This window comes from Mesobacterium hydrothermale (assembly GCF_035818635.1).
Classification (GTDB): domain Bacteria; phylum Pseudomonadota; class Alphaproteobacteria; order Rhodobacterales; family Rhodobacteraceae; genus Mesobacterium_A; species Mesobacterium_A hydrothermale.
Map to the genome: position 1 here is coordinate 129,178 of NZ_JAYLLH010000004.1, position 15,046 is coordinate 144,223.

At 62.3% G+C, this 15,046-nt stretch carries 14 protein-coding genes; 9 read left to right on the top strand and 5 right to left on the bottom strand.

Features of this window, described 5'->3' with window-relative positions; all coding sequences use genetic code 11:
• Nucleotides 1-24: 24 nt before the first annotated feature.
• The 5 genes from VK792_RS04590 to miaA all read right to left on the bottom strand — a co-directional run bounded on the left by VK792_RS04590 (nucleotide 25) and on the right by miaA (nucleotide 6,068).
• Nucleotides 25-1,212 carry an ABC transporter permease gene (locus tag VK792_RS04590; RefSeq protein WP_326296173.1) on the bottom strand — a complete coding sequence of 396 codons (1,188 nt, stop codon included), beginning with the start codon at nucleotides 1,210-1,212 and terminating at the stop codon, nucleotides 25-27.
• A gap of 11 nt (nucleotides 1,213-1,223) precedes the next feature.
• The gene (locus VK792_RS04595) at nucleotides 1,224-2,270 is read right to left on the bottom strand and encodes an ABC transporter permease (protein WP_326296174.1); all 1,047 of its coding nucleotides are present in this window, start codon (nucleotides 2,268-2,270) and stop codon (nucleotides 1,224-1,226) included.
• A 134-nt stretch (nucleotides 2,271-2,404) separates the two neighbouring features.
• The gene (locus VK792_RS04600; protein WP_326296175.1) at nucleotides 2,405-4,069 is read right to left on the bottom strand and encodes an ABC transporter substrate-binding protein; all 1,665 of its coding nucleotides are present in this window, start codon (nucleotides 4,067-4,069) and stop codon (nucleotides 2,405-2,407) included.
• Between the two features lie 231 nt (nucleotides 4,070-4,300).
• On the bottom strand, nucleotides 4,301-5,128 hold the full coding sequence (locus tag VK792_RS04605) for a helix-turn-helix transcriptional regulator (RefSeq protein WP_326296176.1): 828 nt from the start codon (nucleotides 5,126-5,128) through the stop codon (nucleotides 4,301-4,303).
• 40 nt (nucleotides 5,129-5,168) lie between these two features.
• Nucleotides 5,169-6,068: a tRNA (adenosine(37)-N6)-dimethylallyltransferase MiaA gene (miaA, locus tag VK792_RS04610; protein ID WP_326296177.1), complete on the bottom strand. Its 900-nt coding sequence runs from the start codon at nucleotides 6,066-6,068 to the stop codon at nucleotides 5,169-5,171.
• Between the two features lie 120 nt (nucleotides 6,069-6,188).
• On the opposite strand from miaA, the gene pyrH reads away from it, so the two are divergent.
• From pyrH to VK792_RS04655, 9 genes are all read left to right on the top strand, one after another.
• The gene (gene pyrH / locus VK792_RS04615; RefSeq protein WP_326296178.1) at nucleotides 6,189-6,917 is read left to right on the top strand and encodes a UMP kinase; all 729 of its coding nucleotides are present in this window, start codon (nucleotides 6,189-6,191) and stop codon (nucleotides 6,915-6,917) included.
• Nucleotides 6,918-7,104: 187 nt separating this feature from the next.
• Entirely contained in the window at nucleotides 7,105-7,668 is a 564-nt protein-coding gene (gene frr, locus VK792_RS04620) for a ribosome recycling factor (protein WP_326296179.1), read from the top strand.
• 34 nt (nucleotides 7,669-7,702) lie between these two features.
• On the top strand, nucleotides 7,703-8,428 hold the full coding sequence (gene uppS, locus VK792_RS04625) for an undecaprenyl pyrophosphate synthase (protein WP_326296180.1): 726 nt from the start codon (nucleotides 7,703-7,705) through the stop codon (nucleotides 8,426-8,428).
• Nucleotides 8,425-9,207, top strand: a complete 783-nt coding sequence (locus tag VK792_RS04630) for a phosphatidate cytidylyltransferase (RefSeq protein ID WP_326296181.1) — start codon at nucleotides 8,425-8,427, stop codon at nucleotides 9,205-9,207. The genes uppS and VK792_RS04630 overlap by 4 nt, the downstream gene beginning before the upstream one ends.
• Complete coding sequence (gene dxr / locus VK792_RS04635; protein WP_326296182.1) at nucleotides 9,204-10,370, top strand: 1-deoxy-D-xylulose-5-phosphate reductoisomerase; 1,167 nt, start codon at nucleotides 9,204-9,206, stop codon at nucleotides 10,368-10,370. Before VK792_RS04630 ends, dxr begins: the two co-directional genes overlap by 4 nt.
• Before the next feature lie 12 nt (nucleotides 10,371-10,382).
• The gene (gene rseP, locus VK792_RS04640) at nucleotides 10,383-11,726 is read left to right on the top strand and encodes an RIP metalloprotease RseP (RefSeq protein ID WP_326296183.1); all 1,344 of its coding nucleotides are present in this window, start codon (nucleotides 10,383-10,385) and stop codon (nucleotides 11,724-11,726) included.
• 100 nt (nucleotides 11,727-11,826) lie between these two features.
• On the top strand, nucleotides 11,827-11,955 hold the full coding sequence (locus VK792_RS04645; protein WP_326296184.1) for a hypothetical protein: 129 nt from the start codon (nucleotides 11,827-11,829) through the stop codon (nucleotides 11,953-11,955).
• A gap of 138 nt (nucleotides 11,956-12,093) precedes the next feature.
• The gene (bamA, locus tag VK792_RS04650) at nucleotides 12,094-14,445 is read left to right on the top strand and encodes an outer membrane protein assembly factor BamA (RefSeq protein ID WP_326296185.1); all 2,352 of its coding nucleotides are present in this window, start codon (nucleotides 12,094-12,096) and stop codon (nucleotides 14,443-14,445) included.
• A 1-nt stretch (nucleotide 14,446) separates the two neighbouring features.
• The gene (locus VK792_RS04655) at nucleotides 14,447-15,013 is read left to right on the top strand and encodes an OmpH/Skp family outer membrane protein (protein ID WP_326296186.1); all 567 of its coding nucleotides are present in this window, start codon (nucleotides 14,447-14,449) and stop codon (nucleotides 15,011-15,013) included.
• The last annotated feature ends 33 nt before the right edge of the window (nucleotides 15,014-15,046 follow it).

Consider the following 15,046-nt stretch of genomic DNA (forward strand, 5'->3'; position numbering starts at 1 on the left):
GGGCTGGCCCCCCGGCACCGTTCATCAATCGCGCAACGATTCCTCGCGCAGCCCATCAGCCAGCAAGTTCAGGCCCAGCACCAGCGACAGCAGCGCCAGCGCCGGTGGCAGCGCGGGGTGCGGATAGATCGACAGCAGCTTGCGCCCGTCGTTGATCGTGGTCCCCCAGTCCGGGCTTTCCGGCGGCAGGCCCAGTCCGAAGAACCCCAAGGTCCCCAGCAGGATCGTGGTGTATCCGATCCGCAAGCAGAAATCGACGATCAGCGGTCCGCGTGCGTTGGGCAGGATTTCCCACAGCATGATGTACCAGGGGCGCTCGCCCCGGGTCTGGGCGGCAGCCACGTAGTCCCGTGTCTTGATGTCCATGGTCAGTCCGCGAACGATGCGGAAAACCGTGGGCGAATTGACGAAGACCACCGACACGAACACAACCAGGATCCCCGGCGGGATGTCGAACAGGTCCACGGGCCAGAAGGCGATCTTGGTCCCTTCGGCATTGATCGCCGAGCCATAAAGCACCACCAGAGGGATCAGCACGAGGGCCAGCCAGGTATAGTTCTTGCCTGGCTGGGTCCGGTAGCGTGCGTTGATCAGCACGCCAAAGAAGATCAGCGGGAACAGGAACAAGACGGCTGCCATGTATTGCGGCAACCCGGTCAGCACGATTTCCGGCGTGACCAGCAGGTAGAACAGCAAGATCACCGGGAAAGCCAGGATCAGGTTGGCCAGGAACGACAGCGTCGTGTCCAGCTTGCCACCGTAGTAACCCGCCGGCAGGCCCAGAGTGATCCCCACCATGAAGGCGAACAGCGTGGCCAGCGGCGCGATCTGGATCACGATCCAGCTGCCTTTGACCACCCGACTGAAGATGTCGCGCGCCAGGTTGTCGCCACCCAGCAGATAATAGGGATAGTCCCCCGCCTCGGCACCGCGCAGCGGCGTGCCCGGCAGCTTGTTTTTCATGCCCGACACCTGTCGGATCGGGTCGTGGGTGATCAGCAGGTCCATGGCGGCAAAGACACCGGTGAAGACCCAGAACATGACGATGGCAAAGCCGATCATGCCGATCGTGCTGTCGAACAGTTTGCCGTAAAGCCCCAGCTTGCGCTTGAATTTGATCGACACGACAAAGGTGACAACCAGCGCGATCCAGACCGGCGTCAGCTGTGTCAGGATGCGGGTGATGATTTCAGCCCAGGAAAGCGGTTCCATCTGGTCTCTCCTTAGCTGATGCTGATACGCGGGTTGAGGTAGACATAGCCGATGTCGGAAATCAGCTGCGTCACAAGGACGACGACAACCGAAACCACCGACACGCCCAGAAGCAATTCGATGTCGTTGTTGCCGGCCGCCTGCACCAGCGTCCAGCCAAAGCCTTTGTAGTTGAACAGCGTTTCAACGATCACAACGCCGTTCAGAAGCCACGGAAACTGAAGCATGATCACCGTGAATGGTGCGATCAGCGCGTTCCGCATCGCGTGCTTGATGACGATGTTACGGAACGACACGCCCTTCAGCCGGGCGGTGCGGATGTATTGCGCTGTCATGACCTCGGCCATACTGGCGCGCGTCATCCGCGCGATATATCCCATACCGTAGAGCGCGATGGTCAGCACCGGTAAGGTGAAGTTGGCAAAGGTGATATCCTCCATCGCGCTGGTCGCTGTCCCCTTGAACCATTTCAACCCTACCGCGGAAGAGGCGAACACCGCGATGAAGATCACGCCCGAGACATATTCCGGCGTGGCCGTTGTGGTGATCGACACTGTCGACAGGGTACGGTCGGTCACCGATCCCTCGCGCATCCCGGCCAGAACCCCGATGATCAGCGCCGAGGGCACCATCACGACCATGACCCAGAACATCAGCTTGGCGGTCTGCCATCCACGGACCGACAGGATGTCTCCGACACCGTCCTTGAACACCGTCGACCGGCCCCATTTGCCTTGCAGGATGCCACAGAAATTGGGCGCCTCTTCAGCGGACATGCCGGGTTCGATGCAGCGGCCCGTAACCTTGCCATCCGGCGCTTCGTATCGGTGCGACGGCAATACCCCAAGCCATTCGCCGTACTTGACCGGAAGTGGCTGAAGATATCCGCCCTTTTCCAGCCAGCTCGATACCTCGGCATCCGACATGCGGAAGTTGCCTTCGGATTTGGCCAGCTTTTCAAGGTTCGGGTAAAGGTTCGTCAGGAAGAAGACGATGAAGGTCAGGCAAAGCGCCGTCAGGATCATGATCCCGACACGCCGTAAGATGAACAGTCCCATAAGCGCCCCTGTTGGTGGCTGTGGCCGGTCGATACGTCGTCAACGGGCCTTGTCGGCTGTGTGTGCGGCCTTAGGGTACCTGGCCGCAGGGCAAAAAGGGCCGCTCATTTCTGCGCGGCCCCGGTGACGAAGGGTTAGCCTTCGACGTACCACTTGTAGATCTGCGGCAGGTAGGCGATGTGCATGTCCGCACCTTTCACCCCCGGGCGCATGTGACGATAGAGCGACCGCCAATAGGGCTGCACCGTCACGCCTTCGTCGATGATCATGCGCTGCATCTTGCCCATGACCTCGCGACGCTTGTCGGCATCTGCGATGGCGTTGGCCTCGGACAGAAGGGCATCGAATTCCGGGTTGGCCCAGCCGAATTCGTTCCAGGCTTCACCAGACCGGTATGCCAGACCCAGGATCTGGGTGCCCAGCGGACGGTGGTTCCAGTTGGTCGAGCTGAACGGGTATTTCGTCCAGTCGTTCCAGAAGGTCGACCCGGGCAGCAGGGTTCGCTTGACGTTGAATCCGGCGTCGCGCAGTTGCGCGGCCACCGCGTCGGTGGTGTTCTTGCGCCAGTCGTCGTCGATCGAGTGGATCTCGATCTCGAAGTCCGGGTCCATCCCGGACTCTTTCCACAGCGCCAACGCACCATCGGGATTGTAGGGGAAGCGTTCGACAGTCGGATCGTTTTCCGGATGCATCGGGCCGACGTGGCTGTTGTTCGCCTCCAGGCCGCGATCGGCATAGCCGAGTTCAAGGCAGATCGAATTGTCGACCGCCATCATCAGCGCCTGGCGTGCGCGCTTGTCGGCATAGGGTTTGATGCCGCCAACTTCGGCCAGCTGGTTCGGACGCACGACGATGGTTGCACCCGAAGCGACCTCGGATTTTTCCCAGCCGATCGCATCCATGATGTCGATGAAGTCACCAACGGTTTCATAGAACACATCGACTTCCTCGGCTTCTGCCGCCGCAACCCAGGCTGCGGGGTCCTGACCGTAGTCGATGTATTCGATCCGGTCGAGGTAGAAGCCGCCACCGTCCAGGGCGGTGTCGCCCCACCAGGCATGATCGGTCTTTTCCAACACGGCTTTCACGCCCACTTCGTGCTCGGTCACCTTCATCGGGCCGGTGCCGACCAGGTCGGACATGGGCGCCGCGGCGTCGAGGCTGCTGTGGTAAACCGCCGCCGGATAATCCGCCATGCCGGGGATGATGGTGATATCGGGCGAACTGGTCTTCAGCAACACGGTGTGGCTGTCGACAACGGTGATTGCACCGGGGGCTGCGCCGTCGCCTTCGATCAGCGTTGCCATGCGGCCCGCCATCGAGTTGCCTTCGGCGGTCTTGTCGCACCAGTCGGTGATCACGCGGGCAACATCCTCGGCGGTAAAGTCTTCGCCATTGTTCCACTTCACACCCTTGCGGACGTGCAGCGTGTATTCGGTGGCGTTGTCGTTGACGTCCCAGCCTTCCAGCAGCATGGGGCGGAACGAACCGTCCGAGTTGTATTCAACCAGGTATTCCAGTGTGCCAGCGGTCAAGAAGGCAATCTGGGTCCAGTCATAGGTGCGCGGGTCCTTGAACGCGCGCACCTCCATCTGCATGCGTACGCTGCCGCCCATCGTCGCGGCCTGTGCCTTGGTCGGCGCGGTCAGCCCGCCAAGGGCATAGGCCGCTGCGGCGCTGACGCCAAGCGCCGTCGTACGCACAAGGAATTCGCGGCGGTCCAACAGACCTTCCTTGAATTCTTTCGCATACATCTTTGCAGCGGGATGAAGCCGCTGCTGTTCGGTCTTGTTGGTCATTTCTTTCTCCCTGGTGTTATTTTCATGCGCGTTTCGCGGGGCTTGGCTTAATAAGATTGCTCTCCCCCGCAATCCCCTGGCGTCTCAACCAACGCTCGCCAGCATTCGGCAATAGAATTGCCCAACCGTCAACGACCGCTTTCGTCATTTTGCGAGCCAAATGCGACATACTGCACATTCAAAAACGACACGGGCGCGTGCCGCAACCGTTAAATCTGCTTGACAGGCAAATTAGCGGACCTGCGCCCCCTGCGCGCGCAGCGCAGACGGTGTCATGCCGGTGTGCTGTTGCACAAAGCGCGTGAAATATGCGGCAGAGGTAAAGCCAAGGTCGCTGGCAATGTCCTGAATCGCGGGCCTGGGCTGAGCCAGGCGCAGGCGCGCCTCGTACAGACGGCGCTGTGTCAGGATGTCGGCAGCGGTCAGGCCGCAGGCCTCGCGGCAGACGCGGGTCAGGTGCGTGGGGGTGACGTTCAGTGCCTCGGCATGCTCGGCCATGGTTTGATCGGTGTTGTATTGCGCCACGACCCGCGCGGCAAAGCGTTTCACCAATCGGTGCGCGGCGGTTTCGCGCGGCGCGTCGGAACTGCCGGCTTCAACCTGCCGGTGCAGCCAGACCGCAACAAGCCCGATCCGGGCCTGCAAAGCCGCTGCCATATAGGGGCGATCTTCGCGCAACTCGCGCTGGATTGCGTCCAGTTCCGCGGTCAATTCGCCCTGCGCCAATGACTCTCGCACCCTCAGGTGCACGGGCCGGTGCGGCAGTTGCCCGGTCAGTCCGGTCGGAGAGATCAGCACCTGCGCCAGGCTTTGCGGCCCCGGTTCGATCGCGATCAGCGTGCGCGCCGGCAGGTAGATCGCGTTGTGCGCGCCGATGCCCCGGCGCACACCATTTACGGTGACACGGCCCTGTCCGCGGGTAAACCAGACCAGCAGATTTTCCGGTCGGTCATGCTGCAGCGACAACCGCCAGGAATTGCTGGCGGTCAGCTGCGCCAACGGAACCAGCCGGACACCGCCCGACACCGGTGCGGGCGCGCCGGATGTGGCGGCGGCCATCGGTTTGCTCAGGAAGGCGGGGCGCGGAGGCATCATCGGATCAGGGATTCGCTAGGGTCGTTTCGTCGGTACGCTTCTGCGGGTGATAGCGCAACCAATCCGACATCCGTGCGCGGAACCAGGTGCGCTGGCGCTTGGCAAACTGGCGGGTCGCGATGGTGGCGCGTTCTTTTGCGACCGACAGCGAAATCTCTCCTTTCAGGTGGGCGATCAGTTCCGGGGCGCCGATCGCCTTCATCGAGGGCAGCGCCGGATCCCAGATCGGCAGGTTCGCGCGCGCCTCGTCCAGTGCACCGCGCGAGATCATCTGATCGAAACGTCGCGCGATGCGGCGGTTCAGCCAGTCCTTGTCGACATCGAACAGGATCGGGACACAGTCGCCCAATGGCAGGCGCGGTGGCGGTGTATCGTCCTGCCAGTCGGCAATTCCACGCCCGGTACTTTGCAGGACTTCCCAGGCGCGTTGCACCCGCATCGGGTTCAGCCGGTCGATCCGCGCCGCCGTGGCGGAGTCGAGTTCGGCCAGCAGCGCCGCACGCCCTTCGTCGCGCAGGCGGGCGTCGGCAATGGCCCGGATCGCAGTTGGGGTCGGCGGGATCTCGGCCAGGCCCTCCGTCAGGGCCATGAAATACAGCCCTGTGCCTCCGACGATGATCGGCCGATCCGGCCCGGTCAGCAGCGGCTCCAGGTCGCGCAGCCAATGGCCGACGGAATAGGGGTGATCCCAGGCGACATGCCCGTAAAGCGCGTGCCGCGCCTGGGTTTCGTCGCCGGCATCGGGGCGCGCGGTCAGCACGCGCCAGTTGGCATAGACCTGGATCGCGTCGGCATTGACGATCACGCCGCCCTGCGTGCGGGCGATTTCCAGCGCCAGCGCGGATTTTCCACTGGCGGTGGGCCCGGCGATCAGCACCGGGCGCGCCGGGTCCAGGGCTTTCACGTCAAGGCACAACCGTCACTCTCCCGCAGGCAAATTAACCGGTTTCGCGGATTGTATCCCCCGGCATTTTTTGACATTTTCCAACCCAACCTTAGACCCGGCCCGGAAGGAAGCGCAACAATGACCGAGGAAGCCCCGAAAACCCAGTTCAAGCGCGTAATGTTGAAGATTTCGGGGGAGGCGCTGATGGGGGATCAGGGATTCGGTCTTCACCCGCCGACCGTGCAGCGCATTGCCGAAGAGGTGAAATCGGTGCATTCGCTGGGCGTCGAAATCTGTATGGTGATCGGCGGCGGCAACATCTTTCGCGGGTTGTCCGGCAGCGCCCAGGGCATGGAACGCACCACCGCGGACTACATGGGCATGCTAGCGACGGTGATGAACGCGCTGGCGATGCAATCCGCGCTGGAAGCGCTTGGGGTGTTTACCCGGGTGATTTCCGCCATCCCGATGGACCAGGTCTGCGAGCCCTACATCCGCCGCCGCGCCGTCCGTCACCTGGAAAAGAAGCGGGTCTGCATCTTTGCCGCGGGCACCGGTAACCCCTATTTCACCACCGACACCGCCGCGACGCTGCGGGCCAATGAAATGGCCTGCGAGGCGATCTTCAAGGGCACAAAGGTGGACGGCGTCTATGACAAGGACCCGGTGAAACATGCCGACGCGGTGCGCTATGACACGATCACCTATGACGACGTGCTGGCCAAACACCTGAAGGTCATGGACGCCTCGGCCATCGCGCTGGCGCGCGACAACAACCTGCCGATCATCGTTTTCAGCCTGGATGAACCCGGCGGGTTCCGCGGCATCCTTGCCGGGCAGGGCACCTATACCAAGGTCATCGGCTGATCGCATGCCGGGGCAGGGGCGCTGCCCCTCTGCCGCCGCCGGCGGCATTCACCCCGGGATATTTGTGGCCAGAAGAAGCCGGGAGCGGCGCTTCGGGGACGGGGTTGCCTGTGCAAATGCCTATACATCCGGGCGCGCCTGCCTTAGAACGCTGGCGAAACAAAGACCACCTGAGCGGGCAATTACCATGTCAGACGATTTCGAACTCGATACCGACGATCTCAAACGCCGTATGGACGGCGCCATCGCAAACCTGCGGACCGAATTCGCATCACTGCGCACGGGGCGCGCCTCGGCCTCGATGCTGGAGCCTGTACAGGTCGACGCCTATGGGTCGATGACGCCGATCAACCAGGTCGGTACGGTGAACGTGCCGGAACCGCGCATGGTGACGATCAACGTCTGGGACAAGAGCCTTGTCGGCAAGGTCGAGAAAGCGATCCGCGAAAGCGGGCTGGGCATCAATCCGCAGCTGAACGGCACGATCATCATGCTGCCGATCCCAGAGTTGAACGAAGAGCGCCGCCGAGAATTGACGAAAGTGGCCGGCCATTATGCCGAGCATTGCCGCGTGTCGATCCGCAACGTGCGCCGCGACGGCATGGACCAGATCAAGAAGGCAAAGGCCGACGGCATGTCCGAGGACGACCAGAAATTCTGGGAATCCGAAGTCCAGGACCTGACCGACCAGTATATCAAGCGGGTCGACGAGGCTCTGGAAACCAAGCAGGAAGAAATCATGCAGGTCTGAGGACCCGCATGATTTTTCCGAAAGGCAGCGCCCCATGGTGAAACCGATCCGCGACACGCGTGGCCCGCGCCATGTAGCCATCATCATGGATGGCAATGGCCGCTGGGCCACGCAGCGTGGTCGTCCGCGGCTGTTCGGGCATCATGCCGGCGCCAAGCGCGTGCGCGAGATCGTCGAGGCCTGCCCGGACCTGGGCGTGAAATATCTGACGATCTTTGCCTTCTCGACCGAGAACTGGAGGCGGACCCAGGTCGAAGTGGCCGGTCTGATGAGCCTTTTTCGCCGCTACATCACCAAGGAAGCGCGCGCGCTGCGGGCCGAAAACGTGCAGGTGCGGTTCATCGGCGACCGGATCCGGCTGGACGACAAACTGGTCAGCCTGATGGACGAACTGGAACTGATGACCGCCGATTGTACTGGCGTGAACCTGACGATCGCGATCAACTACGGAGGCCGGGACGAGGTGGCGCGGGCCACCAAGCGGCTCGCGCAGGACGTGGCGGATGGCAAGCTGAACCCGGCCGACGTGAACGAGGAAACGCTGCCACGCTATCTTGATACTTATGTGCTGCCGGATCCGGACCTTGTGATCCGCACCAGCGGCGAGGCGCGGATTTCCAACTTTCTTCTGTGGCAGTCCGCCTATGCCGAGTACGAATTCATCGACACGCTGTGGCCCGATTTCTCGGCGGCGGAATTCGCGCGGCTGATCGAGAGCTATGGCGCCCGCGACCGCCGGTACGGGGGCGTGAAGGCATGAGCGCGGGACGTTGGGGCGATCTGCGTGCGCGCGTGCTGTCGGGCATTGCCATAGCCGTGGTCGGGCTGGGAGAGATCTGGCTGGGCGGCGTGGCCTTTCACCTGTTGATCGTAGCCTGCGCCGGTTTGATGATCTGGGAATTGATGCGGATGACCGCGCCAGGCAATCCCGCGGTTGCGGTCGGGCTGGGCGCAATGGGCGCGGGCGCGCTGGCCGGTGCGCCTTATCTTGGCCTCTGGATGAACGCGGGGGTCGCCCTTGTATTGGGCCTGGTCGCGGCGCTGGCGGCGAGCCGGTTGAAACCGGCGACAGCCGCCTATGCCGTGGCTGTCGTTCTGGCCAGCGTATTCCTGCTGATGCTGCGGGCGGTTGATCTGAATCTGACGCTGTGGCTGGTACTGGTGGTCGTGATGTCGGATATCATGGGCTATTTCGCCGGGCGTATCCTGGGCGGGCCGAAGTTCTGGCCGGCAATCAGCCCTAAAAAGACCTGGAGCGGGACGCTGGCGGGCTGGATCGGGGCCGCCGTCGTCGGGCTGATGCTGATCCCCGGCGGGGCGTTGACGGTGATCCTGGTGTCTGTGGGCATGAGCTTTGCCGGGCAGTTGGGCGATATCGCGGAAAGCGCGATCAAGCGCAAGACCGGCGTCAAGGATAGCTCGAACCTGATCCCCGGCCATGGCGGGGTGCTGGACAGGTTCGATGCGCTGATAGGGGCTTCGCTGGTCCTGGGCGTGGCGGTTTTCGTGTTTGGGTTGGTCGAGACGGCCATACAATGACGCGGCGGATCACGATTTTCGGTGCAACCGGCTCTATTGGGCAGAACACGATCGACCTGATCGCGCGCGATCGCGACGCCTATCAGGTTGTTGCGCTGACCGGCGGGCGCAACATCGCGCAGCTTGCCGAAGATGCGGTTCGGCTGGGGGCCGAAGTGGCGGTGACCGCGCATGATGACTGCTTTGCCGCGTTGAAAGATGCGCTGGCCGGAACCGGGGTAGAGGCCGCGGCCGGGCAGGGTGCGCTGATCGAGGCCGCGGAGCGGCCTGCCGATTGGGTGATGTCGGCCATTGTCGGTGCGGCAGGGCTGGCGCCTGGGCTGAAAGCGCTTGAACAGGGCGCGGCGCTGGCGCTGGCCAACAAGGAAAGCATGGTCTGCGCCGGGTCGCTGGTCATGGCCACAGCCAAGGCGCATGGCGGCGCGGTTTTGCCGGTGGACAGCGAACATTCGGCCGTCTTCCAGGCCCTGACCGGCGAGAAGATCGAGTCGGTCGAACGGGTGATCATCACCGCCAGTGGCGGGGCGTTTCGCTACTGGCCGCTGTCGGCATTGGAACATGCCACGCCGGAAGAGGCGGCGACCCATCCGAACTGGGACATGGGGCAGCGCATCACCATCGATTCCGCGTCGATGTTCAACAAGGCGTTGGAACTGATCGAGACGCGGGAATTCTTTGGCTTGCGACCGGACCAAATCGAAACCGTGGTGCACCCTGAAAGCCTGATCCACGCTCTCGTGGGGTTCAACGACGGCGGGCTGATGGCCCATGTCGGCCCGCCGGACATGCGTCATGCGATTGGCTATGCCCTGCACTATCCCGAGCGGCGCGCGTTGCCCGTGGACCGGCTGGACCTGGCGCAGGTTGCCACGCTCAGCTTCCGACCCGCGTGCGAAACGCGCTGGCCCGCGCTGCGACTTGCGCGCGAAGTGATGCAGGCGGGCGGTCTTTCAGGGGCTGTTTTCAACGCCGCCAAGGAGCGCGCGCTGGATGCGTTTATCGACAAGCGCATCGGTTTTCTGGACATGGCACGGATTGTTGAACGCGTTTTGTCCCGTCTTTCGGCGGATGCGGGCCTTATTCATGCCGACATTACCCTTGATAACGTCGCCGAAGCAGACCATGTGGCCAGACAAACGGCCGATGAGATCATCGCACTGTAAGAGGTCAAACGAGTGGATTTTGCCAACCTGATTCCGCAGTTCGGAGGCGCGCTTTGGACGCTTCTGTTCTTTGTCGTCGCCCTGTCGATCATCGTCGCCGTACATGAATACGGCCACTACATCGTGGGCCGGTGGTCGGGGATCAAGGCCGATATCTTCTCGCTTGGATTCGGGCCGGTGCTGTGGAGCCGCGTCGACAAGCGGGGCACCCGCTGGCAGATTGCGGCCTTGCCGTTTGGCGGCTATGTGAAATTCTCCGGCGATGCCAACGCGTCGGGCGGTGTGGATGAAGACGCGATGTCGCATATGACCGCCGAAGACCTGCGCCACACCATGCACGGCGCCCCGCTTTGGGCACGCACGGCGACGGTTGCGGCGGGGCCGATCTTCAACTTCATCATGTCGATCGTGATCTTCACGGGCATTTTCATGGCGCGTGGCACGGTGACCGAACCGCTGACCGTTGGTGACCTGCGCCCGCTGCCTGCCGCCCAACAGCTGGAGCCTGGCGATGTTCTGCTGGGGATCGACGGCATGGCGCTGCCCAGCTTCGACAATCCGACCCAGTTCGAGGCGTTGCTGAAAACCCTGCCGTACCAGCCTTTGCTGGGCTACACGGTCGAGCGTGACGGCTCTGAAACCGTCGTGGCCGGGCCGCATCCGTATCCGCCCCTGGTGCAGCAGGTGGTGCCACGTTCGGCCGCCTACGAGGCCGGGATCAAGGCAGGCGATGTGATCACCGCGATCGATGGGCAAGACATCTATGCCTTCGACCAACTGAAAGTGGCGGTCGAAGCCTCTGAAGGGCGGACCCTGAACCTGACGATCTGGCGCGACGGCGATACGCTGGACATTCCGCTGACGCCGCGCCGCACGGACGAACAGCGCCCCGACAACACGTTTGAAACCGTCTATCGCATCGGCATTGCGGGCGGGTTGTTCTTTGAACCTCAAACCGCCCCGCAAAGCTTTGTTGCCGCGTTCACCGGAGCATTTGCGCAACTTGGCGCCATCATCTCGGGGTCACTTTCGGGCCTGTGGCACATGGTGACCGGTGCGATTTCCACCTGTAACCTGAACGGCCCGATCGGCATCGCCCAGACGTCTGGCGCGATGGCCAGCCAGGGCACGTCCAGCTTCATCTGGTTCATCGCGGTGTTGTCGACGGCGGTGGGGATGCTGAATTTGTTTCCAATTCCCGTGCTGGATGGCGGCCACCTGGTGTTTTACGCCTACGAGGCGGTGACCCGGCGACCGCCGAGCGACATGGCGCTGCGGGTCTTGATGTCGATAGGTCTTACCCTGATCCTTGGATTGATGGTGCTGGGAACGACAAGCGACCTGTTCTGCGGATAATTGTCGACGGACCGTCACCAAAGCGGTGAATTCGGGTCAAAATCAGGCCATATTCGCCCTCTATACCCGGTCGTGAAACATGAACGGGAAGAGTCGCACCATGCAAACGATTCAGAGCGGATACCGAGGCTTGCGCCTGCTGTTCAAACTGAACTGGGATCGCCTGCTTTACGTCTTTACCATTTTTTTCGCGCTTTGGCTGGGTGCGTACCTTGGAACGTGGCTCTGATCCGGTGACCGCGACCGGGCCGTTGCGAGCCCGGCACAAATGGTGATTTCCTGCCCATCCGGCCCGTCGGCCTTTTGACAAGCGCAGCCGATGCGGATACCACCGATCCTCAAGGGATGTCACTTTTGGATTGGCGCAATGACCATTAAATTCCGGGGGCAGAAGCTCTCGTCCAAGGCAGGCGTTCGGACGCTGATCGGCGCAACCGCCATCGTAGTGGGCCTCGGGGCTGCCACCCTGCCTGCGCCGGTGTTGGCGCAGACCTACAGCTTCAACACTGTTGCAATTGAAGGCAACAAGCGGATCGAGCCGGGCACCATTCTCAGCTATGCCGGTATCGCCCGTGGCCAGCGTGTCAGCGCTGCCGAGCTGAACGATGCCTATCAGCGTATCATTGCATCCGGCCTGTTCGAATCTGTCGAGATCGAACCGCGTGGATCGCGCCTTGTGATCAAGGTGGTGGAGTTCCCCACCGTGAACCGCATCAGTTTCGAAGGGAACAAGCGGATCAAGGACGAAGACCTGTCGGCGGTCGTGCAATCGCAGTCGCGCCGCGTCTTCAGCCCGTCGCTGGCCGAGCAGGATGCCGCCCGGATTACCGAGACTTATGCCCAGCAGGGCCGTTTGTCCGCACGGGTGCAGCCGCGCGTCATTCGCCGAAGCGACAACCGCGTCGACCTGATCTTCGAAGTGTTCGAAGGCGGCGTGGTCGAGGTCGAGCGCATCGGTTTTGCCGGCAACAAGGCCTATTCCGACAGCCGTCTGCGTCGCGTACTGGCGACCAAACAGGCTGGTATTTTCCGCGCGCTGATCCGCAGCGATACCTTCATTGCCGACCGGATCGAGTTCGACAAACAGGTGCTGCGCGATTTCTATTCGTCGCGGGGCTACGTCGATTTCCGTATCACCGGCGTGAATGCGGAACTGGCCGAAGAGCGCGACGGCTATTTCGTGAATTTCAACGTTGAGGAAGGACAGCAGTTCAAGTTCGGTGAGATCACCGCGACCTCGGACCTGCCCGAAGTCGACACGGATCTGTTCCAGCGCGCCATCAAGGTGCGCCCGGGCAAGGTCTATTCCCCGTCATTGGTGGAAAATGAAATCGCGCGGCTGGAACGGTTGGCGATTCGCGAAGGTTTGAATTTCATCCGGGTCGAACCCCGCGTGACCCGCAACGATCGCGATCTGACGCTGGATGTCGAACTGCTGTTGACCAAGGGGCCGCGTGTTTTTGTCGAACGCATCGATATCGAAGGCAATACCACGACGTTGGACCAAGTGGTGCGCCGCCAGTTCGGCACCGTCGAGGGCGATCCGTTCAACCCGCGCGAAATCCGCGAAAGCGCCGAACGCATCCGCGCGCTTGGCTTCTTTGCGGATGCGCAGGTCGAAGCCCGTGAAGGCTCCAGCCCGCAGCAGGTGGTTGTCGACGTCAATGTCGAGGAACAGCCGACCGGGTCGCTGTCTTTTGGGGCGACCTATTCGTCGACCACCGGCACCGGCATCACGGTCGAATTCAGCGAACGCAACTTCCTTGGCCGAGGCCAGCAACTGACGCTGGGTGTAACCACCGCGTCGGAAAGCCAGAACTACAAGTTCAATTTCTACGAACCGGCGTTCCTTGGGCGCAAGGTGGGCTTCGGGCTGGCGCTGAACTATGTCGAGACCGACAACCTGTCAGTGGGCTATGACACCGCGACGGGCACGTTCTCTCCGTCGCTGTCGTTCCCGATTTCGGAAAGCGGGCGTCTGAACCTGCGCTACACTGCGGACTTCAAGGAAATGAAGAATCCCGGTGACGTTGGCGATATCACCGCCGCCGAAGTTGCTGTTGGCAAGGTCTGGCAACAGTCCTTGGGCTACAGCTTCAGCTACGACACCCGTCGCACCGGGCTTGATCCGAATTCGGGTGTGCTTCTGGAATTCGGTCAGGATTTCGGTATCGACGACAACGACGAGCATTTCCTGATCACCTCGGTTCGGGCGATTGCCCAAACCAAGATCATGAACGAGGAAGTGACGCTGCGGGCTACGCTGGAAGGCGGCGCGCTGGATTATTCCGGTGGCGGCGGCCGCGCCATTGACCGCTTCTTGCTGGGCCCGTCCAAGTTGCGTGGCTTCGACTATGCCGGGATCGGTCCCCGTGAAATCGGGACCACCGCGGGCGGAGCAGCGTATAACGACGCGCTTGGCGGCAATTACTTCGCCGTAGCCCGGTTCGAAGCGGAATTCCCGCTGCCGGTGCCCGAGGAGTACGGCATCTCTGGCGGTGTGTTCTATGACGTCGGCTCGCTTTGGGGGCTGGACAACACGACCACAAGCACCGGCACCGTCTACTACGAGGACTTCACGCCGCGCCACGTGATCGGGGCGTCGATCTTCTGGGACACGGCAATCGGCCCGCTGCGGTTTAACTGGACCAAGGCGCTGACCAAGGAGCGCTTCGATCAGGAACAGACGTTCGATCTGACCATTTCGACCAAGTTCTGACGTGACACGCCTGATTTCCGCAATCTTGACCGCCGCCTGTCTGTCGATGGGCGGCGGTCCGCTTTCAGCGCAGGATTTCCAGCAGGGGGTTCTGCAAAGCCAGGTCCTGATGATCGACTCGGACCGGTTCTTCAGTGACAGCGCGTTCGGCAAACGGGTCTCGGCCGAGGTCGAGGCGGAAGGCGCAAACATCGCTGCAGAAAACCGCCGGATCGAGGCAGAGCTGACCGACGAGGAAAAGGCCCTGACCGACAAGCGCCCGACGCTGCCGGCCACAGAGTTCCGCGCCCTCGCAGATGCGTTCGATGAAAAGGTCCAGACACTGCGCCGCGAACAGGATGCCAAGGCACGCGCGCTTGGCCAGCGCGGCGATGAAGCGCGTCGGCGGTTTCTTCTGGCCGCGCGGCCGGTCTTGGGCGACCTGATGCGCGATGCGGGCGCGCTGATCATCCTGGAACGGCGCGGGGTCTTTCTGGCGTCGGATGCCATCGACATCACCGACGAAGCCATCGCCAAGATCGACGCCGCACTGGGGGACGGCAGCGATCTGACCCCGCCGGAGGAGTAGTGCGCTTGCCCAAGCCGCGCCCGATTGCTAGGA